Source organism: Wenjunlia tyrosinilytica, assembly GCF_014646055.1.
Classification (GTDB): domain Bacteria; phylum Actinomycetota; class Actinomycetes; order Streptomycetales; family Streptomycetaceae; genus Wenjunlia; species Wenjunlia tyrosinilytica.
Genome location: NZ_BMMS01000016.1, coordinates 117,661 through 142,224 on the forward strand (window position 1 = coordinate 117,661; position 24,564 = coordinate 142,224).

Below are 24,564 nucleotides of genomic sequence, written 5' to 3' on the forward strand. Positions count from 1 at the left end.
CACCATGTGGCGGCGAAAGTGCGGTGGTACCGCGAGTTGCCCTTCTCGCCCGCACTCCCAAGGGATCATGACGACGTCCTTCGGAGGACCGAAATGATCCACAGCCGCGTACACGTCTCCGACCTGCGAGAACACGTCGGCCGTACCGTTTCTGTCTGCGGGTGGGTGAACACACTCCGCCTGCAGCGCAAGATGCAGTTCGTCATCGTTCGGGACAACACCGGCATGGTGCAGGTGACCCATAAGCGTGACTACGGGCCGTTGGAGGCTCAGCTCGAATCCCTCACTCCCGAGTCCGCAGTCAAGATCACCGGCCGTGTCGTCGACGCCGCTCAGGTCAAACTCGGCGGCCTGGAGATCGTCCCCGAGGCGGTTGAGGTCTTGAACCTGGCCGCTTCGCCGCTGCCGATCGACGAGCACACCGGCCTGGAGCAGCGGCTGGACTGGCGGTTCCTGGACGTGCGCCGCCGTCCCGCCACCCAGCTGATGTTCGCCGTGCAGACCACCCTGGAGCAGGGAATGCGCGAGTACGCCTATGCGCAGCGCGCCACGGAGATGCACACTCCCAAGCTGATGGGTACCGCCTCGGAATCCGGCGCGGAGGTCTTCGAGCTGGGCTACTTCGACCGCAGCGCCTATCTGGCGCAGTCGCCTCAGTTCTACAAGCAGATGGCGATCTCGGCCGGGATCGAGAAGGTCTTCGAGATCGGCCCCGTCTTCCGCGCCGAACCGTCGTTCACCTCCCGGCACGCCACCGAATTCACCGGCGTCGACGTGGAGTTGGCCTGGATCGGCGGCGTCGAGGACGTGATGGCGTTCGAGGAGCAGATGCTCGCCCATGCGATCGCCAAGGTCACCGACGCGCACGGCGAGGCAATCCGTGAGCACTTCGGCGTCGAGGTCACCGTCCCCACGACGTCCTTCCCTCGCATCACGATGGCCGAGGCGCACGAGATCCTGTGCAAGGGCGGCTGGGACCCGGAGGGGGTGAAGGAGGACCTGGACCCGGAGGGCGAGCGGAGTATCTCGGCTCACATCAAGGAGGCCACCGGCCACGAGTTCGTGTTCATCACGCACTACCCGGTCGGCATCCGGCCCTTCTATCACATGCGGCCAGCCGATGACCCGAGCGTGACCTTGAGCTTCGACCTGCTGTGGAAGGGGCTGGAGGTAACCACCGGCGCCCAGCGTGAGCACCGGTACGACGTGCTGCTGAAGCAGGCCGCCGAGAAGGACATGAGCACCGAGCCGCTGCAGGACTACCTGAACGCGTTCCGATACGGGTGCCCGCCGCACGGTGGGCTCGGCATGGGCCTCGGCCGGGTGCTGATGGTGATGCTCGGCCTGGACTCCATCCGCGAGGCCACCTTCCTCTTCCGCGGGCCGAACCGGCTCACCCCGTAACCGGCCGCGCGGGCTGCGTCCCACGACACGGGCCAGTGCCTCGTGTCGTGGGACGCAGCCTCAGTAGCGGACATTGCGCAGGTCATGCGTCCACGCCTCGGCGGGGTTCCTATCCCAGTAGGCCCGCAGCGCCAGCTCCCGCTCGGAGAAGCCGCCCTGGTGGCACAGGCCACCGTGGGAGAGGGTGACGCTCATGGCGAGAGTCGACTCGGTGGTGACCCAGTGGGGTGTCAGCGCGTGGCTCCAGAGCTGGTCCCCGGGCTGCATGGTGACGGACTGGCGGTCGCCCGCATCGTGCTCGGGCGGGTCCTCGCCAGTGGTCTCGCCGATGACCGCCGCTTCGGCCGGCAGGTGCTTGTCGGGGTCGAGGTAGCCGTGGAAGGTCTTGGTGCCGTGGACCTGCCAGACAAAGCCGTGCGAGTTGTCGTTGTGGTAGGTCGAGGCGGCACCCTCGGTGGACAGGAACAGGATCGGCGCCAGGCGCTGCCAGGCGAAGCCCTGGGCGGACAGGTGGGTGCGCCAGGGGATCATGACCTCTTCCTGGAAGCCGTGCAGAAGGTCGTCGTAGAAGCGGCTGAGGTTGAAGTGCACCAGCCGGAACGGCCAGGTGACGACCTCCTCGATCGGCGCGGTGCGGAGGGCAGCGGTGCGATCCATGCGCACCTGCCAGTCGTCGTCCCCGAGGATCGTGAACCGGACCTCCTCATCGCTACGGATGTGGTCGAGGATGTCGATGGCGGGCAGGAACGTGTAGTCGAAGCCGGCCTCCATCGGGAAGTTCGGCGGCTGCCGCCACCGCTGGGTGAAGTCTTCGGGTGTCGTGATCGTCATAGATCGGTCCATGGGGTCGTGTGCGCTGGGCCGCTTCATGCCGGTGCGGTACACGAAGCACTGCGGTCGTCGGATGTGGTGGAGGGGCGGCAGATGGCAGCGCAGTCCGGGGTCACCCGGTCCTGTGCCGGGGCGGTCAGGAAATGTCTGATCGCGGCCCGGGGAGCGTGGACGCTGACGGATGCCTGGCCGTAGGGGCAGCGCCGTATGGAGCCGTCTGCGGATACGTACGCGGTCGCCGAACGGCATGGCCACCGCTCTCCCCCATCCGATGGGGACTGAAGGTCCTTAAGCTCGCCGAGGTAGGTGCTGTATCGGTCGGACAGGTTGAAGTAGCGGTCCAGCCGATCGGCGTCGAGGTGGTGCTGCATCAGGTAGTCCTGGACCGACTTGCCCTCGCGGCGTAGGTCGCGCTCGTCGAGGACGACGGGGCTGAACTGGACCTCCACCCCGGCCTCGGACACGAGGCCGGCCAGCTCCTGACACTCGCCATCGCGCAGGCCCCAACAGGTGACGTGAAGGATCTTCGTCTCGGTGCCGATGGCGCTCAGCGTGTCGAGGCCCGAGGTCGCGGTGCGAGTGGTGCGGCCCAGCAGCATCGCGCCTTGCGAGTCGGCAGAGACGGTCACGTTGGCCAGCAGATGCGCCACCTCGGAGAGGGCGACGACCTCCGCGACGGTGCGGGCTGAGGTCACCATCGACACCGATATGCCGAACTGGTGGGCCAGTCGGATGAGTTGCCGGAGCTGCGGGTGATGGGTCGGCTCGCCGCCAGTCAGGCACACCCCCTCCCCCCCCCCGCCTCCTTCAGCCGCGACAGGAGGCGGGCGTAGGTCGCGGTATCCAGGAAGCCGTGAGCGCGGTCGGCTCGGAAGCAGAACCCGCAGGCCACCTTGCAGTGCCCGGCCGTGGACACCAGCGCGGTGCGTACATGGGTGTTCATTGCACTCCCGTGTTGTCCCACACCGCGATCTCCACGGTGCTCGTGTAGAACGCGCACATCTCCGGATCCGGGGTGCTGCCGCCGATGAGGACCTGCTCGTTGCGGGACGGCCCGCCGCAGATGGCGAGTGCCGGGCAGTTCCCGCACTCGGGGATGGGTGCAACCCTCTTCGCCACGCTGGCCAGGAGGCCGGGATTGGCCCGCAACTCGTCGAGAGTGTGCAGGAACGTCGGCTCGGTGAAGTTGATGTCGCACAGGCTGACCCGATTGCCAGGCAGCAGGGCGGCGTTCAGGCTGCGGTCGCCCTGCATGTGGTCGAACAGCATCGGCCGCCGAGTGTCGAGGCCCTGGAACGCGCGGTCCAGGGCGGAGTCGGGGATGGTCGGCTGGACGACTAGGGCGGCTTCACCATCAAACATGGTTAGACTGATGTCGAAGTTCTCTTGGTGGCCCCCGGTATTCGCGTCCCGGGGGTCGCTGCTGTTATGCGGCACCGCAACCACCGCCGTTCCGGTCGGCAGCTTTGGCGGCGCGGGCCTTGCTGGAGGCCAGGGCGAGGCGCTGGAAGTACGCCTTCCGTGCGTGTTCTGCGCGGCGTGAGCGCTCGCCAGGGGTAAGTACGCCGTCCGGGTCCACCTCGCGCTCGAAGCGGCTCAGGAAGGCCGTGCGGGCCGGGCAGGTGTGCGCAGTGGGGTCGTCGACCTTGGACCAGAGGGAATGCGCGCCGAGTGTCGCACGGATACGTCGCTGTTCGGGGGTCACGGGCAGCCTCCTGGCTACCCGGTATGCCCTTACCGGAAGTTCGACGCTACGTCGTGGCGATCATAGAAAGCACAGCGTTGTTGACCCTACCACGAAGCGCCTCTTGAACATCGGCAGTGGTCACGCGCCCCCAGCCGTGTATCTCGCATAGCGCCCGGAGCGTGTCAGGCACGTCCACGGCGGAGCGGGTCCGGTGCGTGAGGTATACCCCGCCGAGATCTTTGCGGTCGCGTCCCAGCCTCCTGCCGCCGCGCCGGTCGGTCACAACCCACCGGACCGACCCCGGTTCGGTGCGCTCCAGGCGACCGAGCTTATTGGGGCGGGAAAGTCCCTCGGCGGTGCACTCGCCGCACCAAATAGTGCACAGGACAACGGGTTCCATCACAGGTCCCCCAGGTTCAACCGCCGTGCCTCTTCGACAGCCCGGCGCTCAGACGACGCACGGGTGTACCTGTCCAGCATGTCGCGCCGCGTCCATCCGGCAACGGCCATTAGCCCGCCCTCGCTGCCGCCGGCCGCCAGCCACCTGGACGCCGCCGTGTGGCGCATCCGGTGAGGGTGAAAGCCATCGATACCGGCCCGCTCCGCCCGGCCCTTCAGGGCGACGTACAGGCCGTCATAGCTGAAGCCCTTGCCCCGGTCGCCGAGCCACAGGGCGGGCGTGGCGGCGAGTTGGTGCGAACGCCGGAGCCTGAGGTACCGGTCGATGGCGCGGCCGGTCTGCGCGCCGAAAGGCACCGTGCGCCCATTGCCGCCCTTGCCCTTCCGGATGACCGCGGCGCCCGCCCTCAGATCCACGTCGGCCACGGCCATCGCCACGACCTCTCCGGCACGTGCCCCGGTCTCGATCATGAGCCGGACGAGCGCCTCGTCCCGCCGGTCGCGGAAGTCCTTCCCGCCGCACGCCTTGATCAGAGCCCGGAGCTGGTCGTCGTCCAGCTCGTTGATCACCTTCACGTCCAGCTTCGGCGGCTTGAGACCGACGAGTTCATCGTTGTCGGTCTCGCCCTCCTCGGCCAGCCATGCCGAGAACCGACGGACGGCGAGCTGGCGTGACCTGCCCGTCGCGGGCTCGGCCCCGCTGTCCAGCAGTGCAGATACGAAGGCGTTCACCGTAGGCCGGTCGAGGGTGGGTGCAGTGCCGGTCGCCTCGCACCAGCGCAGGAAGGCGCGGACACCGTCGCCATAGGTCTTGAGCGTCTGGGCGCTCTTTCGCTCGGCTGCCAAGTGCAGAGTCCAGGAGTCCAGAAGCGCATATATATCCGAATATCCATTCATATCGCCCGAGGGTACCCACGGTCGAATGAAATATCTCGACTAGGAGCGCTGTGCAGGCAACAGAAACGCCCCCGACCCGCAAGGTTCGCAGGTCAGGGGCGTCGGTAGAGGTTTGACTTAATCCAGGTAGTCGCGCAGAACCTGCGACCGGGAGGGGTGGCGCAGCTTCGACATGGTCTTGGACTCGATCTGGCGGATCCGCTCGCGGGTGACCCCGTAGACCTTGCCGATCTCGTCCAGTGTCTTCGGCTGGCCGTCGGTGAGGCCGAAGCGCATGGAGACCACGCCCGCCTCACGCTCGGAGAGGGTGTCGAGCACCGAGTGCAGCTGCTCCTGAAGGAGCGTGAAGCTCACCGCGTCGGCCGGGACGACCGCCTCGGAGTCCTCGATCAGGTCGCCGAACTCGCTGTCGCCGTCCTCGCCGAGCGGGGTGTGCAGCGAAATCGGCTCGCGGCCGTACTTCTGGACCTCGATGACCTTCTCCGGGGTCATGTCGAGCTCCTTGGCCAGTTCCTCCGGGGTGGGCTCGCGGCCCAGGTCCTGGAGCATCTGGCGCTGGACGCGGGCCAGCTTGTTGATGACCTCGACCATGTGCACCGGAATACGGATGGTGCGGGCCTGGTCGGCCATGGCGCGGGTGATCGCCTGGCGGATCCACCACGTGGCGTACGTGGAGAACTTGTAGCCCTTGGTGTAGTCGAACTTCTCCACCGCGCGGATCAGGCCGAGGTTGCCCTCCTGGATCAGGTCCAGGAAGAGCATGCCGCGGCCGGTGTAGCGCTTGGCCAGGGAGACCACAAGCCGGAGGTTGGCCTCCAGCAGGTGGTTCTTGGCGCGGCGGCCGTCCTCGGCGATGATCTCCAGCTCACGCTTGAGCTTGGGGGCGAGCTTGTCGGCACTGGAGAGCTTGTCCTCAGCGAACAGGCCTGCCTCGATGCGCTTGGCGAGCTCCACCTCCTGCTCGGCGTTGAGCAGCGGGACCTTGCCGATCTGCTTGAGGTAGTCCTTCACCGGGTCGGCGGTGGCGCCGGCCGCGGCGACCTGCTGCGCGGGGGCGTCGTCCTCGTCCTCGTCGGACAGCACGAAACCCTCGGACTCGGGGCCCTCCGGCTGACCCTCCTCACCGGGCTTGCCCGGCGCGGCGGCCTCCTCGAGCGCCTCCTCGCCCTCGACGGGCTCCTCGCCCTTCTTGGCGGTGGCCTTTTTGGCGGTCTTCTTGGCCGCGGTCTTCTTCACGGCGGTCTTCTTCGCAGCAGCGGCGGCCTTGACCGGCGCCTCGGGCGCGGCGGTCTCCTCCGCCTCGGTGTCGACCGGTGCCTCGACGACAGCGGTCTTCGGAGCGGCCACGGTCTTCGCGGCCGCGGTCTTCTTGGTCGCGGCGGTCTTCGCGGCAACTGTCTTGGTGGCGGTGCGCTTCGCCGGGCTCTTGGCTGCGACGCTCTTACGGGTGCGCTTCGGAGCCGCCGAATCCGCGGCACTGACCATCAGCGTCACACCCTCCTCGTCGAGGACCTGGTTGAGGCTGCGCAGAACGTTCTTCCACTGGGTTGCCGGGATCTGGTCCGCTTCGAAGGCCTGGCGCACGTCATCGCCGGCGATCTGGCCCTGCGCCTTGCCCCGCTCGATGAGAGCCTGCAGATGCACGGACTCGGCGATCTCCGGCGGGAGCGTACGGGATGTGCTGGCCGACACGAACAACCTCTCGGAACGATGGGAACGACATCCGACCTCACTTGCACTCTGTGGCAGCCGTTCGCGACCGGTGCACCCGGCATGCGAACGACCTCGATGAGCTTCCCCCCGCTGACACCACATGTCGTCGCGTCCGGGAACGGCCGGTCTTGGACTTGCCCGCGGCACACTGGCGCACCACTGGCACGGGTGGAGCCGCATAGCAACACAGCATTGTGACACTCACCTGTATTCCTGGAGCGACTACCACCTCTTACGTCATCGCGCTCTACGGACAAGTGTTACGCCTGCCCCAAGTGGCTCGGGTCACACCCCTTTTACCCCCAAAACATTGCCCATTGGACAAATGACCGCACAAACGCCGCTGCCCGGTCCCTGGGAACCCGGCAGCGGCGTTGGCGGGGGCCGCTGGGCAGTCAGTGCTCTCGGGGAGCGGGGACGACGTGGTCCACCTCGGGCTGGACGGTGAGGAGGGACCGCGTGGCGCTCTCGGCGGCGGCCCCGTCGCCGGAACCGAGGGCCTCGACGAGGCGGGCGTGGATGCCGACCGAGGACTCCGAGGGGCGCTCGCAGCCGGTGGCCGGGCCGCCGGAGACCTGGAGGGCGGCGACGACGATGCCGGACAGGTGCTCGAGCATGCGGTTTCCGGCGAGCTGGAGGAGCAGGGCGTGGAACTCGGCGTCGGCGCGCGAGAACGTGATGGCGTCGCCCTGCCCGGCCGCGTGGCCCATGATCTCCACCATGTCGATCAGGCGCTGCTGTACGTCGTCGCGGCCGTGGCCGGCGGCCAGGCGGGCGGCGAGGGGCTCGATCGACCAGCGCAGCTCGAACAGCTCGCGGCGCTGATCCTCTCGCTGCGGGCCGAAGGCACGCCACTCGATGATGTCCGGGTCGAGGAGGTTCCAGTCGCTGACGGGGCGGACCCGGGTGCCAACGTTGGGGCGGGCGCTGACGAGGCCCTTGGCCTCCAGCACGCGCAGGGACTCGCGCACCACGGTGCGGGAGACCTCGAAACGCTGCCCGATCTCCTCGGGCACCAGGGGGCGGTCGGCACCCAGGTCGCCGGAGACGATCATCTGCCCGAGTTGCTGGACGAGCTGGCCGTGCAGGCCGCGGCCACGGCTGCCGCCCGCCCTGCGGCCGACCCGGCCCATCTCCGAGTCCACGCCGTCCCAGGCGGCGGGGCCGGTGCGCTCGTGGTGCGGAGCGTCGGCGATCGGGAAACGGTCGAGCTCGCCCGAGCCGGACAGGCTGGGATCGGCGGGGCGAGCCGCGGTCATCATGGTGTGCGCAAGGGTACTCACGCATCATTTGTCGGCGACGCCCCCGGACCCCTTGAGGGCTTTGCAGAAAAGCACACGAAAGGGTGATCGCCCATCACGTGATAATTGACGCCTTATCAGTAGGAAACGGGCTATCCCTCAAATCATCCCCTCAGCGTCGACGGGCTGTCAGGAGCGCATAGGCGCAGAGCAGTCCCGCGACAGAAATGATCAGGGCGTATTCACCGGGGCCCGCGGCCACGGGTTGCACGGCGTCGGCGAAGCGCTGGAGCGGGTCCGAGCCGCCGTCCGCGGTCGCGGACACGATGTGACCGGCCGGGGTCCGCGCCGCTTCGGATGACCCGGGCCCCATCAGCCGACCCACGAGCGGCTCGACGAGCACCGGGACGGCGAGCACACCCAGAGTGCCCACGACCGAGGAGCGGAAAACCCCCGCGGTCAGCAGCCCCACCCAGCCCGAGCCCATGACGAGCACCGCCCACCACACGAACAGCGGGAGGACGTCCTCGGGAAGCGTCTCGCCTCCGGCTTCCAGCTCCCCGCTCACCACGGCCCAGTTGAGGACGAACGCGAGGGCGGCGAGCAGAATGCCTCCGACCGCGCACATGGTGAGCTTCGCGAGCAGCAGGCGCATCCTGCGCCTGACCGCGACCTGGGCGGGTGCCAGCGCGGGGAAACGGAACTCCTGTCCGAAGGCCAGGGCTCCCAGCACACCCGCGCCCATCGCCGCCGGAGGCAGCGGAAGTCCGGGAGCCCAGGCCGTGAGCAGGCGGTTGAGGCTCTCGTGGCGGCTGCCCGCGAAGGCGGTGCGCCCGAGGAGCAGGGTGATCACCAGGTCGGCGGCGAGCACCGCGGCGACGGTCAGCCAGGTGGAGCGGATACCGGCGAGGCGGCGCCACTCGTATCGCAGCAGCCAACTCGGCCCGGGCAGCGCGGGGGCGGGTCTGTCCTCGGGCGGGGGTCCGCCCCCGGGCGAGAGGACGGATCCCCGTTTCGGACGGGGGCGCGGTTGGGGACGCAGGCCGTCCCTCTCCTGCCCGCTCTTCTCCTGCCCGCTCCTCTCCTGTCCGAAAACCTCCCTTCCCAACGCCTCATCCTGGCGGGGCCCCTGTCGGTGCGGGTCCTGCCGGTGCGGGCCCTGTACGTACCGGTCCTGTCCGGACGCGGGGCGCCGATCCTGTGTGATGGGCGGGCCCGCGTCGATGACCTGGTCGGCGAGTTCGTGCAGCAGGATCCCGTTGCGGTGGGCGGTCTCGCCGACCTGGGTGCGGCCCACCCCGAGCAGTGCCACGCACGCGCTGCCTTCCCTGGACACCTCGGCGCCCTGCTCGGCGAGCAGGTGTGCGAGCTCGTGCGCCTGGGGACTGCGGACCACGACCCGGGGACGCAGACGAGTGCGGGCGAACTCCTGTACGGACTGGTCGGCCACCAGCCGTCCCCGGTCGATGGAGACGACATGATCGGCGAGTGCGGACATCTCCATGGCGTCGTCCCCGGCCACGAGGACGGTGCCGCCCTGGAGCGCGAACGTACGCAGCAGGGACTTCACCCAGGCGGCCTCGCGCGGCGAGAGGCCGGCGCTGGGCTCGTCGAGGACGAGGGCATCGGGGTCGCCGAGAAGCGCCGCGGCGAGCCCGAGGCGGCGTTCCATTCCGAGGGAGAAAGTGTCCAGCCGCCGACGGGCCACCGCGGTGAGCCCGACGAGCTCCAGCACCTCGTCCGCGCGGGCCGCGGGCACCCCTGCGGCGGCCGCGAGCATCCGCAGATGGCTTCTCGCGGTCCGGCCGGGGTGGCCGTGCAGGTCGCCGAGGAGGACCCCGACCTCTCGGGCGGGCTGCTTGAGCCGGTGCATGGGCCGGCCGTCGAAGAGGGTGAGGCCGAGTCCGGGCTCGAGTTCGAGCATGAGCCTCAGCGCGGCGGACTTCCCCGAACCGGCCGCCCCCAGGAGGCCGGTGACACTGCCGGAGCGCGCCTCGAAGGTCAGGTCGTCGACGGCTGTCCCGCCCGTACGGCGGTGGACGCTGGTCAGACCGATCGCCTGGATCATCGTGCTCCTCCTGGGGACGAGAGGACACAGCTGCGCTCGCGAGCACGATATCCTGACATTGAGGAATTATCAGACAGTGTGCGGCGGATGCCTCCACGCGTGTCCTGGGTCGCGCCGGGCCGTCCCCGCCCGGCGCCGGTTCAGACCTCGGGGCGCAGCATCGGCGGGTTGAGCACGGTGGCGCCACCGGCTCGGAAGAGCTGGGCGGGCCTGCCGCCCTGACGGGTCGTCGTGCCACCGGTCGGAACCAGGAAGCCGGGCGTGCCGGTGACCTTGCGATGGAAGTTGCGCGGGTCCAGGGCGACGCCCCACACCGCCTCGTAGACCCGGCGCAGCTCTCCGACCGTGAACTCGGGAGGGCAGAAGGCGGTGGCGAGGGAGGAGTACTCGATCTTGGAGCGGGCCCGCTCGACACCGTCGGCGAGGATCCGGGCGTGGTCGAACGCCAGCGAGGTGGCGCTGTCCGCCGTGCGCCCGAGCAGTTCCCCGACGTGTGCCCAGCGGACGCTGCGGGCGTCGCCGCCGGCGCGGGGGGCGGGCAGGTCGGGAGCGAGCACGAGATGGGCGACGCTGACCACCCGCATACGCGGATCGCGCTGCGGGTCACCGTAGGTGGCCAGTTGCTCCAAATGGGCACCCAGCCCCGCGCCCGGCCCGCTCGGCTGCTGGGCCCGCAGCCCGGTCTCCTCCGCCAACTCGCGCGCCGCCGCCTCGGCGAGTCCCTCGTCGGCACGGACGAAGCCGCCGGGCAGCGCCCAGCGCCCCTGGTAGGGCGGCTCTCCCCGGCGCACCACCAGTGCGGACAGCGCGTGGTCGCGAACGGTGAGCACGACCAGGTCCACGGTGACGGCGAAGGGCGGAAAGGCTGACGGGTCGTAGGGCATGGCGTGATCATAGTCGTCTGCCTGACGATAAAAAGGGGGGCGCGGACAGACTCGGCCACCAGCTCGGAAGGGGGCCGAAAAGCGCCGGATCCCATGGGCGTCCCGGCCCCGTGGCCCCCTCGCGGGCAGGTCGTAGGGTGGCCGGGCGGCAGTGCGGCCGCACCGGCCATCGACCAGGGACGACCATGAGTGTTTTCCGCCAGCCCGGCACCGTGCTCACCGACCACACGTTCAGCGTGCCGCTGGACCACGACGATCCGGCCGGGGAGCGGATCGAGGTGTACGCCCGTGAGGTGGTGGCGGCGGGGCGCGAGCGGGACGACCTCCCTTGGCTGCTGTTCCTCCAGGGCGGTCCCGGTGGCAAGGCGGGACGCCCCATGGGCCGGGACTCCTGGCTGAACCGGGCGCTGGACGACTACCGGGTGCTCCTCCTCGACCAGCGCGGGACCGGGCGGTCCGCTCCCGCCAACCGCCAGACCCTCCCGGTGCGCGGCGACGCCAAGGCACAGGCCGAGTACCTGGCGCACTTCCGGGCCGACTCGATCGTGCGCGACGCCGAGCTGATCCGGAACGAACTCCTCGGCAAGGGGAACAAGTGGAGCGTCCTCGGCCAGAGCTTCGGCGGCTTCTGCACGCTCACCTACCTGTCGTTCGCGCCCGAGGGGCTGAACGAGGCGTTCATCACCGGCGGCCTTGCGGGCCTGCGCTCGAGCGCCGAGGACGTCTACCGCGCCGCCTATCCCCGTGTGGAGCGCAAGAACGACGCCTACTACGAGCGATATCCGCAGGATGTGGCGGTGGTACGCCGGATCGCCCGTCACCTGGCGGAGAACGAGGTGCGCCTTCCGGCGGGCGGTCGGCTGACCGTGGAGGCGTTCCAGGCCCTGGGCACCCTGCTGGGCTCGGCCGCCGGCCCCCACTCGCTGCACTACCTGGTGGAGGAGGCCTTCGTCGAGGGCGTGGCGGGCCCTGAGCTGTCCGACACCTTCCTGACCGGCGCGCAGGCGCACCTGTCCTTCTCCGGGGGCCCGCTGTACGCGGTGATGCACGAGTCCATCTACGGACAGCGCTCGGTCTCCCCCGCCTGCACGGGATGGGCGGCGGAGGCGGTGCGTGCTGACTTCCCCCGCTGCGACGCCTCGGCGGCGCTGGCGACGGACGCGCCCGTGCTCTTCACCGGCGAGATGATCTACCCCTGGATGTTCTCCACCGACCCGGCGCTGGCGCCCCTGGCCGAGACCGCGCGGCTTCTCGCGCTGCGTGAGGACTGGCCCGACCTGTACGACCCGAGGCGGCTGGCCGTGAACGAGGTCCCGGTGGCGGCGGCGATCTACCACGACGACATGTATGTGGACACCGCCGACTCCGTGGAGACGGCGCGGGCGGTACGGGGCATGCGGACCTGGGTGACCAACGAGTACGAGCACGACGGGCTGCGGGTCGGCGGGGGCAAGGTGCTCGACCGGCTGATCGCCCTGGTCCGCGGCCAGGTCTGACCGCTTCGGCGGTTCACGCCTCACCGCCCGGGACCGGGCGGGCCCGGCGCTCGTCGCGCAGGCAGCGGCGCAGGGGCTCCGGGTCCAGGCCGCCGCCGCAGGCCTCATGGAGGAGCTGGGCGAAGGTGTAGTCCGGGTCGACGGCGAGGGCCCGCTGGAAGGCGATCCTCGCCTCGCCGTCGTCCCCGCTGGACCAGGCGACCCACCCCGCCAGGGTGATGGGGGCGGCGGCGTGCTCGTGGAACGGCCCCACGCAGCGCCTGGCGAGCGCGCGCCACAGCCGCAGCGCGGGCTCCGCGTCGGGGAGCTCCATCCACTCGGCCGCCCGGTCCCGGGCGACCTTGTCCTGAAGGCCCACGATGATGGTCGCCGCCTCCGCGTCACCGAGGATCGCGTCGTCGGCGCGGTCGAGTTCGCACGGTGTCTGCGCGCGGACCCGGGAGGAGGGGGTGCGGCGGAAGCGGTCGAGGGCGGCCTCGAGCAGGACGGCGGTCTCCTCGCGGACCCGCGCGACCGTGCCGGGGTCGAGGATGCGCGGCACCACATCCGCCGACGCCTCGTCCAGTGCCCGCTCCTGAGCCTCGGCGCGGGTGCCCTCGAGTGGGGCGAAGCGGGCGGTCATCTCGCTCAGGCTGCCGCGGACCTGGATCCCCGCGTACGCCGCCGCCGCGGCCATGACCGAGGTGCCCGACCGGTCCACGGGTGTGCCGGTGGCGGGGCAGCACTCGGGATTCGCGCACACATAGGACCACCACCGGCCGCCGCCGATGCAGACCGCCTCGTACACCGGGACGTCCAGATCCCCGCAGGCGGTGCGCAGCCCCTGGGCCAGGGGACGCAGGGCCTCCATGACCGTCTGCCCCTCCTGCCCCTCGGCGGGGTCCCGGCAGAGGAAGACCAGCACGCCGTCCGGCCTGCCCGATCGGCGCTCGCTGCCGAGCACCAGATGCCGGGCCAGCTCCCTCGCGGTGTCCGGCCAGTCGGCGGGGTCCGCGGGGATGTCCAGGCGCAGCCGGGCGCCGAACCGGCTGCGGGAGGTGTGCAGTGCCACCATCACGATGCTGTCGTCCGGATGGAAGCCCAGGAGATAGGGCAGCGCGTCGACCAGCTCGCCGGGGGTCCGCAGCGTGACGCCGGGCTCCTCGGGAACGCGGGAGAAGGGGATACCGGGTGCGGTGTCGTTCTGTGTCATGCCTCGAAGATCCCTCGTGACCGAGGGCCGTGGAGCGCCGAGAACGAATCTGTGGACAACCCGGCAAAGTCACAAGAATGACGAATACCGTACGGGTGAAACGGCCGAACTTGTCCACAGGAAGGCCCCTCCCCCGGGGCTCCTCGTGCGCCGCACCGTGGCCGTCAACGCGCCGCAGACGCTGAGCCGCGGACCCTGAGCCGCGGACCCTGAAAAGGCGACCGCGTTCCTCGCCCCGGGCGCCTGTCGGATGCGGACCGGTGGCCCACGCGTTCGACCGCTGGGGTCGGCGAGGCTCGCTCACCCGGCCAGGGCGAGGACGAGTGGGAGCACCTGGTCCGCGCCGGTCCCGCGCAGGACGCGTGCGCCCACGGCCAGGGTCCAGCCGGAGTCGGTGTAGTCGTCGACGAGCAGGACCGGGCCGGGGGTGTCGGCCAGGGCTGCGGCGAGTTCGTCGGGCACGGTGAACGAGGCGGCCAGGGCACGCAGCCGCTGGGCGGAGTTGCTGCGGTGCGCCGCATACTCGCCCGCCCGCGCGGCGTAGGCCAGGCTGCCCAGCAGCGGGAGCCTGCCGACCCGGGCCAGGCCCCCGGCCAGTGAGGCCACCAGTTGCGGACGGGTGCGGGAGGGCATGGCGACGATCCCCACCGGCCGCGCCACCGCGTCAGGGTCACCGCTGGCCCAGCCGCGCGGCGAGCGCGCCCAGTCGGCCACCACCGTCACGACGGCGGCCAGCACGTCGTCCGGAACCGGTCCGTCCGCGGCCTGCGCCGACAGGAGAGGACGCAGGCGGTTGCCCCAGCCGATGTCCGACAGCCTTCCCAGCGCACGCCCGGTGGCCGCCTGCTGGCCCGCGGGGATACGGCCCTTGAGGTCGACCCCGACCGCGGGCATGCCCGACGGCCACATACGGCGCGGCTCGACCTCGACTCCCGGACGGTCCAGCTCGCCGGTGGCTGCCGCGAGGGCCCCGGGCGAGACGGCGGGATCGAGCCAGGGCCCGGCGCAGGAGTCGCAGCGACCGCACGGGGCCGCCTTCTCGTCATCGAGCTGCCTCTGCAAATACTCCATCCGGCATCCCGTGGTCGCCACGTAGTCCCGCATGGCCTGCTGCTCCGCCTCCCGCTGCCGGGCCACCCACGCATACCGCTGAGCGTCGTACGCCCACGGCTGCCCCGTGGCGGTCCAGCCCCCCTTCACGCGCTCGACCGCCCCGTCCACGTCCAGGACCTTCAGCATCGTCTCCAGCCGCGAACGCCGAAGATCCACCAACGGCTCCAGGGCCGGCAGCGACAACGGACGACCCGCCTGCTCCAGAACCGCCAGCGTCCGCCGCACCTGCTCCTCGGGCGGGAAACCCACCGAAGCGAAGTACGCCCAGATCGCCTCGTCCTCCCGCCCCGGCAGCAGCAGCACATCCGCATGGTCCACCCCGCGCCCCGCACGCCCCACCTGCTGGTAGTAGGCGATCGGGGACGAAGGCGACCCCAGGTGCACCACGAACCCCAGGTCCGGCTTGTCGAAACCCATCCCCAGCGCCGAGGTCGCCACCAGCGCCTTCACCCGGTTCGCCAGCAGATCCTCCTCCGCCTGCAACCGATCGGCGTTCTCCGTCCTCCCCGTATAAGAGGCCACCGGATACCCGCGCCGCCGCAGGAACGCCGCGACCTCCTCGGCCGCCGCCACCGTCAGCGTGTAGATGATCCCCGAACCCGGCAGATCCCCCAAACGCTCGCTCAGCCACGCCAGCCGATGCGCCGCATCCGGCAACTCCAGCACCCCCAACCGCAGGCTCTCCCGGTCCAGCGGCCCCCGCAGAACCAGGGCACCCTCGCCCCCCGTCCCCAACTGCTCGGCCACATCCGCGGTCACCCTCGCGTTCGCCGTCGCCGTCGTGGCCAGCACCGGCACACCCGTCGGCAACTCGGCCAGCATCGTGCGCAACCGCCGGTAGTCCGGGCGGAAGTCATGGCCCCAGTCGGAAATGCAGTGCGCCTCGTCGACCACCAACAGACCGGTCGTGGCCGCAAGCTTGGGCAGCACCTGATCGCGAAAATCCACAGAGTTGAGTCGTTCCGGACTTACGAGGAGAACGTCGGTCCCGCCCCGCTCGACCTCCTCGTAGATGGTGTCCCACTCCTCCGGGTTGGCCGAGTTGATGGTGCGCGCCCGGATCCCGGCCCGCGCCGCAGACTCGACCTGGTTGCGCATCAGGGCCAGCAGCGGCGAGACGATCACTGTGGGGCCCGATCCACGTCGGCGCAGCAGGGCGGTGGCAACGAAGTACACCGCCGACTTGCCCCAGCCGGTGCGCTGCACCACCAGGGCGCGCCGACGCTCCTCGACCAGAGCCGCCACCGCCTGCCACTGGTCCTCCCGCAACCGCGCCGAACCCCCCGGGGCACCGACGAGCTCGGCGAGGATGGCATCGGCTTCAGTGCGGAGCTCCAGATCGTCCATGTCCCCCATGCAACCCGATGGCAAGGACAATCGGCCACTTCACCCAGCGTGACAAACAGCTCGTGACCGGTCCACCTGCGCCTGCGCACCATGCCGGCGGCCGAGCTGCCCGAGGGCGGCTGCGCCCGAGGTTCGCGCCGGACGCGGCGGACGGACCGGTTCGGGACGAAGTCGCCGACGCGGTCGCGCGGGTGCTCGCGGACCGGGGTCCTGCCGCTCGTGCCGGCCGCACAGGGCTGAGGGTTCGGTGCAGTCCGGTGGAGTTCGGGGGAGGTTCGGAGGAGTTCCGGGGACGAGGCCGGCAGGGAACAGAGGGGGAGCGGGGGTGATCGAGAGGGATTCGAGGGCATAGAGGTAGGCAGGGAGGCAGAGACGTGCCCGCGGCCGGGAGGGTGATCCAACCGACGCACCGGCCGATACCAGACGGGTCATCCAATTGGTCATTGCCGCCGGCGGTCGGGGCAGGAAGAATTGGTCTGTACCCGCTTTCTGGCTCCTCGAGCCCGCGGCATCGCCGTGCGCCCGACCACGTCGGGCCGCGCGCAGGAAGGGAGGTCCGTTGACCATTGGTTTCGCCCCCGCCCAGAACGATGCCACGGGCCCAATGGGCCGCTCCCTCGAGCCGGAGGACTGGACCGTCGTCGGCGCGCCCCTGCTGCGCGATCCACGGGCGCTGGTCAAGGAGTTGCACAGCAGGCATCTGCCGTCCGCGTCCACCGCGGTGGTCGCCGTCCTCGACCGGGAGCACCGCCTCGCCGCCAGTGCCTCCTTCACCCAGCGCAAGGACAACACCGACGGCTGGGAGCACCGCAACGCGCTGCTGTGGCACCTGCGCCGAATAGTCCCCCACGATCTGCGCCTGCGAGCGCCGGTGCGCACCGGAGTGCTCCTGCTCTGCCGGGACGGCGATCCGGAGTGGACGGGCTCGGACGGAGCGTGGATGTGGGGACTGCGTGACGCCTGCACCCTGCACGGGCTGCGCTGCGGCTCCTACATCACGCTGACCGCGGACGGGTGGCATGTGCTCGGCGACGGCCGCCGAGGGCGCAGCCCCCACTCGGGTTCGTGGGCGCGGGAGGCGGCCGACGGCGCGGCGCTGCGCCCGGTGGCCGGAGCCCCCGAGGCACTGCGCCGCACCGCGGCCCGCTGACGTTCAGCGGCGATCAGTGACGTTCGCCGCCGGGCGTTCGCCGCGGCTGCACCAGGGCGCGCAGACGCTCCGGGTCGCCGACGACGATGAGTTCGGCGGCCGCGCGCTCGAGCGCCGAGGGCAGGGCCTGTGCGGCCGCTTCGTCGGTGCCGCCGTTGACCGCGAGCACGACGACGGCACGCCGGGAGGCACGCTCGGCGCCCGCCCGGGCGTAGAACACATCGCCGCCCTCGTCGTGCTGGCGCCAGTACGACTCCTCGCCGAAGGACAGCTCGTGGCTCTCCCACGGATGGGGGTCGCCCGTGGCCAGGACCAGGATGTCGCCGGGCGTGCGTCCGGCGTCCAGGAGCCTGTCCACCACCTCGTCGGCGGCGTCGAGCGCGGTCTGCGTGGAGGCGGGGATCAGTTCGATCCTCGCGGTCTCACGGGGGGCCCGGGGCTGCGCGGGCGCGGCGGAGCGCGAGGCGCCCGGACGGCCGGGGCCGGGATGGGTGGCGCGGCTCGCGGTGCGCGCGGGCACCGGACGAGGCGCGGCGGGACGGGGACCAGGGGCCGGAACGGGGCGAGGGGCCTGCGCGGTACGGCCGTTGGCCGATCCGGTGCGAGGCCCCGGGACACTCTCGCGAATCTGCGGCTCCTCAGGCATGAGAGGCATAAGCGGATGTCTATCAAATGGCGCGCGGCGGCGCAGCGGCGCCCCTCCCTTAAGCGCCATCCCAACCGTCAAAAATGGTCAGAACCCCAGTTCGAGCTGTCCCGCCTCTTCCTGAACGAGAGTTCGGATCTTCTTCAGATGGCGCCACTGCGGAAGGGAGTCCATGAACACCCACGACACCCGGTGGTACGGGGTGGGCCCGAGTTCGGTGAGGGCGCCGCGGTGCACGGGCGAGGGGTAGCCGGCGTTGTCCTCGAAGGCGAACCGGGGGTGCTCCGGTGAGAGTTGGGCCATCAGCGCGTCTCGCTCGACCTTCGCGAGCACGGACGCGGCGGCCACCGCGACACAGGACTGGTCGCCCTTGATGACCGTGCGGACGTTCCAGGGCATGCCCAGGTAGTCGTGCTTGCCGTCGAGGATCACCGCGTCCGGCCGGACGGGCAGCGCCTCCAGCGCACGCTCGGCGGCAAGTCGCAGCGCCGCCGTCATCCCCAGCCGGTCGATCTCCTCGGGCCAGGCGTGGCCCAGGGCGTGGGAGCGCACCCAGCTCCGCAGCTCGACGTGGAGTTCCAGTCGGCGCCTGGGCGGGAGGAGTTTGGAGTCGGTCAGCCCCTCGGGCGCCCTGCGCAGTCCCGTGACCGCCGCGCAGACCGTGACAGGCCCGGCCCACGCGCCCCGGCCGACCTCGTCGACCCCCGCCACGACCATTGCCCCGGCCCGGCGAAGGGACCGTTCGACGCTGTGGGTGGGGGGTTCACAGGGCATGGCACCACCCTACGCGGGGCGGATGAACGGATCCGCCCCGCCCCCGACCCGCTCGAGGCGGCGGCCGGGAGGCGGCAGCCAGGAGGCGGGCGGCTAAGCGGGGGAGGAGCAGGCGTCCTCCTTGATCATGTCCGAGCACTTCTCCCCGATCATCATCGTCGTGATGCACGGGTTGACCGCTACGAGGAAGGGCATCACGGAGGCGTCGGCGACCCGCAGTCCGCGGATGCCCTTGACCCGCAGCCGCGAGTCGAGGGGGGCCGAGGCGTCGTCGTCCGCGCCCATCGCCACCGTCGAGGACGGGTGGTAGACGGTGTTGTGCGTCCTGCGGATGTAGGCGGCGAGCTCATCGTCGGTGCGGACGTCCCGCCCCGGTGCCAGCTCCGCGCCCGCCCACTCCTCCATCTCCGGCTGCCCGGCGATCTCCCGCGCGAGCCGCAGCCCGTAGGTCATCACCCGCACGTCGTACTCATCGGTGAAATAGCGGGGGTCCACCTTCGGCTTGTCCCGGAAGTCCCTGGTCCGCAGCCGGACAGTCCCTCTGGAGCGGGCGCGGGTGACGTTCGGGGTGAGGCAGAAGCCGTTCTCGGTGGTCGGGTAGCCGTGCCGCAGCGTGTTCATGTCGAAGGGCACCGAGCCGTAGTGGAACATCAGGTCGGCCCGGTCGAGACCGTCCCGCGTCGCGGCGAAGATCCCGATCTCCCACCATTGCGTGGAGCGGGTGACCATGGGCTGCTTGGCGTCCCACATGACCAGCCCCTCGGGATGGTCCTGGAGGTTCTCCCCCACTCCCGGGGCGTCGAGGACGACCTCGACCCCGACCTCCCGCAGATGCTCCGCCGGTCCGATCCCGGAGAGCATGAGCAGCTTCGGGCTGTCGAGGGCTCCGCAGGAGACGACGACCTCGCGGCGAGCGCCCGCCTTGTGGCTGTGGATGCCGTCGGGGGCGAGGTACTCCACGCCGGTGCAGCGCCGCTCCCCGTCGATCAGTAGCCGCTTGGCGCGCACGTCGGTGAGCACGCGCAGGTTTCGCCGGGTGGCCATGACGGGGTGCAGGTAGGCGACCGAGGAGGACGAGCGGATGTTGTTCTCGTCGGCGTTGATCTGGAACCAGTTGGCGCCGCGGACGACGGTCGCCCCGCCGTTGAAGGGGACCCTGGGGATGCCGATGCTCTCGCACGCCTCGAGCAGCCGCATCCCGCAGGGGTCCCGGGGCTGGATGGTGCGGATCCGCACCGGCCCCGAGCGGCCGTGGTGGTCGCCGGGGGCGTCGTTGTCCTCCAGCCGCTCGAACAGCGGGAAGGTGCTCAGCCGGCTCCAGCCGGCGCATCCCATGGCCGCCCACTCGTCGAGGTCCTCGGCGGGCGCCCAGAAAGCGATGCACGAGTTGTGCGAGGAACAGCCGCCGAGGACGCGGGCCCGGGCGTGCCGCAGGAAGGAGTTGCCGTTCTCCTGCGGCTCGACGGGGTAGTCCCAGTCGAAGCCGGACTCCAGCAGGCCCATCCACTGGTCGAGGTGCAGCACCTCCTCCAGTGCCACGTCCACCGGCCCGGCCTCCAGCAGGCACACCGTCACCGCCGGGTCCTCGGTGAGCCGCGCCGCCACCACCGCCCCCGCGGTGCCCCCGCCGACCACTACGTAGTCGAACTCTTCCACGTGCTCTCCCCTTCCGTCGGGGCCGGGGCCGGGGCCGGGGCTCAGGTGCTCGGGTCGGGCTCAGTCGCTGCTGGAGTCGGGGGCCGCGTTACCGGGGGCCGTACCCGGGCCTCGGCGGTGCCGGCCGCTGGGCTCGGGCCCGGCCACGGGCGCCGCGTGCTCGGCGAGGACACCGGTGCGGTGGCGCTGGACGAACCAGTAGTACGCGAACCCGCCCACGCCGACGATGCCGATGAACAGGATCGCGCCCCACTGCAGGTACCAGTGGTGCGGCTCCGTGGCGTTGTAGACCTCCCGGCGGGGCCAGGCGAGGTTCACCGTCATACCGAAGCCCCACAGCACGGCCAGGAGGTTCACCGCGAACCCGAATCGGCCCAGGGAGAACCTCCCCGGCAGCGCGTCGGCCGACGACCACCGGCCCCGGATGCGGGCGACCAGCATGGGCCCGGTGACCAGCAGATACGCCATGTAGATCATCACGATGGCGAGGGAGGTGACGATGGAGAAGATCTGCGGCTGGTTGATGTTGATCACCAGGATGCCGACCGCGAGGACACCGATGAGCACGGCGGGAAGCAACGGAGTGCCGAACCTCGGGCTGACCCGCGCCATCACCGAGCTGCCCGGCAGGTTGTTGTCGCGGGCCATCGCGAACGCCATCCGGACGCCGGCCGTGTGCACGGCGAGCACGCACACGGTCACCGCGATCACCACGCACCACAGCAGCGCCTTGCCGAGGGTGTCCCCGAGCACGCTGATCACCACGTACTGCAGGCCCTCGGTGCTGAGCTGCTTGGCCTTGGTGTCCTCCACCGACAGGATCGCGAACAGCAGGATAAGCCCGCCGATCACGAACGAGGCGCACAGCGCCCGGAGGATGGCGCGCGGGGCGTTGCGGCCCGGGTCCTTCGACTCCTCGCCGAGGGAGGACGCGGTGTCAAAGCCGTACAGGACATAAGCGGAGGCGAGGGAAGCGACCAGGAAGGCCCCGAAGTAGCCCATGTACCAGCCCTCACCTGTCCCATTGGTGTCGGTGAGCACACCGGGGCCCCGGGTGACGTGCGCGGCGAGCAGCCCGATGAGGACGCAGGCCGCGATCAGTTCGACGAGGACACCCGCGCTGTTGATGCGCGCCATGAGCTTGACGCCGAAGGCGTTCACGAGGGTGGAGAAGGCGATGAGTACGGCGCCGAGGAGAACGGCGTTGGCCGCGAAGTCGTTCTTGCCCTGGCCGCTGCCGACCACCTGAAAGACGCTGGAGATCCTCGGCAGCGTGATCTGGTAGGCGAGCACCACGGCGGCCAGGGTCACGATCGTGGCGACCAGCATGATCCAGCCGGCGAGCCAGGCGATGTGGGGATTGCTCAGGCGCTTGGACCAGTTGTAGATCGAGCCCGCGACCGGGTAGCGGGCGGCCAGCTCGCAGAAGCACAGGGCGACCATCAGCTGCCCGCAGAAGACCATCGGCCAGGACCACCAGTAGGAGGGGCCGCCGTGTCCGTAGCCGAAGTAGAACAGCTGGAAGGTGCCGGTGAGGATGGAGATGTAGCTGATCCCGGCGGCGAAGGTGTGGAAGTTCCCGAGCGAGCGCTTGAGCTCCTGTTTGTAGCCGAACTCGTTCAGCTCGGCGTCGTCCGCGCCCGGGGCCCGGGGCGTCCCGCTCTTCTCGGGGGCGCTGCCAGAGGTCACGCGATGCCACCTCCGGCCGGGTCGAACCAGCCTTGAGGCTTCGGGTTCACGGTGCGCCAGATGTGTTCGGGCTCGCGGTACTCAGCCGGACCCGCGGAGCGGACCTGGCCCGAATGGAGGAAGACCGCCAGGAGGGCGTGGTCGGCGGCGGTCCCGGAGTCGGCGGCGGCGAAGACGGTGTCGGGGTTCTTGCCGCCGAGTTCCACGGCGATCCTGTTCACCATGGAGGCACAGGCCGCCATGACGGCGCGGCCGGTGACCAGGCCCCCGGTGAACGAGGCCATGTCCATCGCGTCCTCCGTCGGTGTCGAGCGGCTGGAGCGGATGTGCGGGTCGGGGCGCGCTGGGACGCGCGCGCCGCTCCCGGCGCGCGCAGGCGCGGGAGATGCCCGTTGATCCAGCACACCACTGCTGGGCCGCGCCCGCGAATTCAGAGTGCGGCGGGCGCGGGGAGGGGCGCCGGAGAACGCTTGGGGGGCGGCGGGCAGAGGACGCGCATTCGCGCAGCGGTGGAGCCCGTCCCCCGTGCGGGGCCAGAGCTGGGCCCCGCGGGGTCTCCTCGGCACACCGGCGGCGCCGTTCCCGTCGCACGGCTCGGCCTTCCGACGTCCGCGGCGCCGTGGAAAGGGTGACGGCGGCGGGCCGCGTGGCGGTCACTCGTCCGGGGAGAAAGCCCACTCCGGGAGGGGTTCGGTGTGTTCGTCCCACTGCGCCGGGGGACGGCCGCCGGGGCCCACGGCCACTATGCCGCCGACGATCGCGCAGGTGGTGTCCACGTCGCCGCCCGCGCGGGCGGTGGTCCAGAAGGCCTCCGTGAAGTCCCCCAGGTTGCGGGCGGCGGCCCACAGGGCGAAGGGGACGGTGTCCTGCGCGCTGGTGCGCCTGCCGCAGCCGAGGACGGCGGCGACCGTGCCCACGTCGCCGTAGTCCAGCATGTCCCTGGCCCGCCGTATGCCCATGTGCACGGCGCTGCGCGGGACGAACTCCAGGACGTCCCCGAAAAGCGCCGACGGGTCCAGCGGCCCGGTGGAGGCCGCGACCAGCGAGGCCGCGACGGCGACGGCTATCGTGCCCGCGACCGCCTCGCGGTGGGTGTGGGTGACCGTCGCCGACAGCTCCGCCTGCTCGGCCGCGCTCTCCGCCTCACCCGCGAACCAGGCCCCCAGCGGAGCGACCCGCATGGGCGCCCCATTGCCCCAGGACCCCTGCCCGTTGAAGAGCTCGGCCGCGAGCTCGCGCCAGTCGCCGCCCTCGCGCACGAGCCGCAGCATGCGGTTCACCGCCGGGCCGTATCCGCGGTCGAAGTCATGGCGCCGCGCGAACGAGGCGGCCAGCGAGTCCTGGTCGATCCTGCCGTGCCCGACCAACTCCGCCGCCACCGACGCGGCCATCTGCGCGTCGTCCGTCCACCGCCACCGACCGGGTGGAAGGGTGCGCTCGAGCAGCGCCTGCCGGTTCGCGGGTACGAAGAACTGGGAGCCGAGGGCATCCCCTACGGCGAGGCCCCGCAGCGAGGCGCGGGCATGACGGAGTCGGTGGTCGTCGGCGGTCATCGCGACGAACTCTGACATCACCGCTCATCGCGGTCAATCGTCCTGTGCTCAACCTCACCCCCTTCAGTCCCAGGTCAGGGCGAGGGTGGCACCGATTCCGGGGTCATCGCGAGCCCTCGAACGGGCGATCGAGCCGGTACCGCCCGTTGGGCCCGAGCAGCAGGGCCCGCATCTCGCCGTTCGCCGGGTTGCGCAGCGCCTCGAACTCCTCGACCGTCCAGTGGAACCAGCGCATGCAGAACAGCCGCATCATCAGGCCGTGGGTCACCAGGAGCGCGTTCGGGGGGAAGTCCCACTCGGCGAAGTCCCGGTGGAGCGTCTCGAAAAACGCTCCCACCCGGTCGTACACGTCCGCCCCCGACTCCCCCTGGGTGAACCGGTAGTAGAAGTGCCCGTACGCGTCCCGTGCCTTGCGCTGCGCCCGGATGTCCTCGACGTTCTGCAGATTGCCCCAGTCCTGCTCGCGCAGCCGGGGCTCCTCCTGCACCTTGCACAACCGGGGGTCGAGTCCCAGGGCCTCGAACGTCTGCCGGGTACGGCGGTAGGGGGAGAGGAAGACCTGCACCCGCTCCCGCCCGAAGAGCCCTCTCAGCTGCCCTCCGAGCTCATGGGACTGCTCCAGTCCCCGCTCGGTCAGCCCCAGAGCGTGGTCGGGCACCCGCTCGTAGATCGTCTCGTCGACATTGCCCTGGGACTCCCCGTGCCGCACCAGCACAATGCGTTGAGGCCGCGCCATGCTTTCACCTTAACGAGGTCCAGGCCCGGCCCTCGGACGAGGTCCGGGGGCCGGGCCCCCTGTCGCCCTCGTCACAGCGCGGCCGCCA

20 protein-coding genes and 1 pseudogene are annotated in these 24,564 nt (G+C 70.7%); 3 read left to right on the forward strand and 18 right to left on the reverse strand.

The window, feature by feature from the left end; all coding sequences use genetic code 11:
- The first annotated feature begins 93 nt into the window (after positions 1–93).
- On the forward strand, positions 94–1,404 hold the full coding sequence (aspS, locus tag IEY86_RS19395) for an aspartate--tRNA(Asn) ligase (protein WP_189133015.1): 1,311 nt from the start codon (positions 94–96) through the stop codon (positions 1,402–1,404).
- A gap of 60 nt (positions 1,405–1,464) precedes the next feature.
- Here the strand turns inward: aspS and IEY86_RS19400 are convergent, their stop codons facing one another.
- The 9 genes from IEY86_RS19400 to IEY86_RS19440 form a co-directional block, all read right to left on the reverse strand.
- Positions 1,465–2,235, reverse strand: a complete 771-nt coding sequence (locus IEY86_RS19400; RefSeq protein WP_229698577.1) for a cupin-like domain-containing protein — start codon at positions 2,233–2,235, stop codon at positions 1,465–1,467.
- A gap of 35 nt (positions 2,236–2,270) precedes the next feature.
- Positions 2,271–2,933, reverse strand: coding sequence for a radical SAM protein (locus IEY86_RS19405; RefSeq protein WP_229698578.1), 663 nt, complete (start codon positions 2,931–2,933; stop codon positions 2,271–2,273).
- Between the two features lie 241 nt (positions 2,934–3,174).
- Entirely contained in the window at positions 3,175–3,597 is a 423-nt protein-coding gene (locus IEY86_RS19410; RefSeq protein WP_229698579.1) for a radical SAM protein, read from the reverse strand.
- A 64-nt stretch (positions 3,598–3,661) separates the two neighbouring features.
- A complete protein-coding gene (locus IEY86_RS19415; RefSeq protein WP_189133016.1) occupies positions 3,662–3,940 on the reverse strand; it encodes a hypothetical protein in 279 nt (92 codons plus the stop codon).
- Between the two features lie 381 nt (positions 3,941–4,321).
- Complete coding sequence (locus tag IEY86_RS19420; protein ID WP_189133017.1) at positions 4,322–5,218, reverse strand: tyrosine-type recombinase/integrase; 897 nt, start codon at positions 5,216–5,218, stop codon at positions 4,322–4,324.
- A gap of 117 nt (positions 5,219–5,335) precedes the next feature.
- A complete protein-coding gene (locus IEY86_RS19425) occupies positions 5,336–6,916 on the reverse strand; it encodes an RNA polymerase sigma factor (RefSeq protein WP_189133018.1) in 1,581 nt (526 codons plus the stop codon).
- A gap of 410 nt (positions 6,917–7,326) precedes the next feature.
- On the reverse strand, positions 7,327–8,193 hold the full coding sequence (locus tag IEY86_RS19430; RefSeq protein ID WP_373287058.1) for a FadR/GntR family transcriptional regulator: 867 nt from the start codon (positions 8,191–8,193) through the stop codon (positions 7,327–7,329).
- A gap of 151 nt (positions 8,194–8,344) precedes the next feature.
- Positions 8,345–10,240 (reverse strand): ATP-binding cassette domain-containing protein, encoded by a 1,896-nt coding sequence (locus tag IEY86_RS19435; protein WP_189133020.1) that lies wholly within the window; start codon positions 10,238–10,240, stop codon positions 8,345–8,347.
- 140 nt (positions 10,241–10,380) lie between these two features.
- Positions 10,381–11,124: an NUDIX hydrolase gene (locus IEY86_RS19440; protein WP_189133021.1), complete on the reverse strand. Its 744-nt coding sequence runs from the start codon at positions 11,122–11,124 to the stop codon at positions 10,381–10,383.
- Between the two features lie 185 nt (positions 11,125–11,309).
- Between IEY86_RS19440 and IEY86_RS19445 the strand changes: the two genes are divergently transcribed.
- On the forward strand, positions 11,310–12,620 hold the full coding sequence (locus IEY86_RS19445; RefSeq protein WP_189133022.1) for an alpha/beta fold hydrolase: 1,311 nt from the start codon (positions 11,310–11,312) through the stop codon (positions 12,618–12,620).
- 13 nt (positions 12,621–12,633) lie between these two features.
- On the opposite strand, the gene IEY86_RS19450 is transcribed toward IEY86_RS19445, so the two are convergent.
- Both IEY86_RS19450 and IEY86_RS19455 read right to left on the reverse strand, forming a co-directional pair.
- Positions 12,634–13,812, reverse strand: coding sequence for a DUF4192 domain-containing protein (locus IEY86_RS19450; RefSeq protein ID WP_189133023.1), 1,179 nt, complete (start codon positions 13,810–13,812; stop codon positions 12,634–12,636).
- A gap of 300 nt (positions 13,813–14,112) precedes the next feature.
- A complete protein-coding gene (locus tag IEY86_RS19455; RefSeq protein ID WP_189133024.1) occupies positions 14,113–16,272 on the reverse strand; it encodes a RecQ family ATP-dependent DNA helicase in 2,160 nt (719 codons plus the stop codon).
- Between the two features lie 559 nt (positions 16,273–16,831).
- Here IEY86_RS19455 and IEY86_RS19460 point away from each other — a divergent pair.
- Positions 16,832–17,422 (forward strand): hypothetical protein, encoded by a 591-nt coding sequence (locus IEY86_RS19460; protein ID WP_189133025.1) that lies wholly within the window; start codon positions 16,832–16,834, stop codon positions 17,420–17,422.
- 13 nt (positions 17,423–17,435) lie between these two features.
- Here IEY86_RS19460 and IEY86_RS19465 read toward each other — a convergent pair whose 3' ends face one another.
- The 7 genes and pseudogenes from IEY86_RS19465 to IEY86_RS19495 form a co-directional block, all read right to left on the reverse strand.
- Positions 17,436–17,942 carry a hypothetical protein gene (locus IEY86_RS19465; RefSeq protein ID WP_308425153.1) on the reverse strand — a complete coding sequence of 169 codons (507 nt, stop codon included), beginning with the start codon at positions 17,940–17,942 and terminating at the stop codon, positions 17,436–17,438.
- 213 nt (positions 17,943–18,155) lie between these two features.
- The gene (gene rnhB, locus IEY86_RS19470) at positions 18,156–18,842 is read right to left on the reverse strand and encodes a ribonuclease HII (RefSeq protein WP_189133027.1); all 687 of its coding nucleotides are present in this window, start codon (positions 18,840–18,842) and stop codon (positions 18,156–18,158) included.
- 93 nt (positions 18,843–18,935) lie between these two features.
- The gene (locus tag IEY86_RS19475; RefSeq protein ID WP_189133028.1) at positions 18,936–20,498 is read right to left on the reverse strand and encodes a GMC family oxidoreductase; all 1,563 of its coding nucleotides are present in this window, start codon (positions 20,496–20,498) and stop codon (positions 18,936–18,938) included.
- 60 nt (positions 20,499–20,558) lie between these two features.
- A complete protein-coding gene (locus tag IEY86_RS19480; protein ID WP_189133029.1) occupies positions 20,559–22,187 on the reverse strand; it encodes an APC family permease in 1,629 nt (542 codons plus the stop codon).
- An 89-nt stretch (positions 22,188–22,276) separates the two neighbouring features.
- Positions 22,277–22,555, reverse strand: a pseudogene (locus IEY86_RS19485) (aldehyde dehydrogenase family protein); the annotation flags it as partial.
- Between the two features lie 285 nt (positions 22,556–22,840).
- Positions 22,841–23,740 carry an ADP-ribosylglycohydrolase family protein gene (locus tag IEY86_RS19490; RefSeq protein WP_189133095.1) on the reverse strand — a complete coding sequence of 300 codons (900 nt, stop codon included), beginning with the start codon at positions 23,738–23,740 and terminating at the stop codon, positions 22,841–22,843.
- 103 nt (positions 23,741–23,843) lie between these two features.
- On the reverse strand, positions 23,844–24,476 hold the full coding sequence (locus tag IEY86_RS19495) for a histidine phosphatase family protein (RefSeq protein ID WP_189133031.1): 633 nt from the start codon (positions 24,474–24,476) through the stop codon (positions 23,844–23,846).
- Between the last annotated feature and the right edge of the window lie 88 nt (positions 24,477–24,564).